Origin of the sequence: Paraliomyxa miuraensis, from assembly GCF_026337845.1 — a bacterium.
In the GTDB taxonomy this organism is placed as follows: domain Bacteria; phylum Myxococcota_A; class Polyangia; order Nannocystales; family Nannocystaceae; genus Paraliomyxa; species Paraliomyxa miuraensis.
In genome coordinates this window covers 1-253 of record NZ_JAOVZF010000029.1, presented here as the reverse complement: position 1 = coordinate 253, position 253 = coordinate 1, and the positions used below count along the sequence as shown (strand labels likewise).

General features: G+C 71.9%; 1 protein-coding gene. It reads left to right on the top strand.

Going from position 1 to position 253, the window contains the following annotated elements; translation table 11 throughout:
* Positions 1 to 52: 52 nt before the first annotated feature.
* On the top strand, positions 53 to 253 hold a 201-nt coding region (locus tag OEB96_RS46830), incomplete at its 3' end, for a hypothetical protein (RefSeq protein WP_266213341.1).

Genomic DNA, 253 nt, shown 5'->3' with positions numbered 1-253 from the left:
CGGCTGGAAGCTGCCGGGGCTGGCGAGCTCGGCCCCGATCATCGTGCGTCGGGTGCCGGAGTACGACCCCACCAAGACCCCCACGGTGGCGGTCCGCGATCCGCACTGCGGTGGTCGCATGCTCGGAGCGTCCGACGGCGTGCCGCCCAGCCTCGAGGAGTATGCGGAGGCCGCGTGGGACGAGGACGCGCGGATCCTGCTGCCGTCGCCGCACTACGAGGCACAAGAAGCAGTGGTGGTGGGCGACGACCTC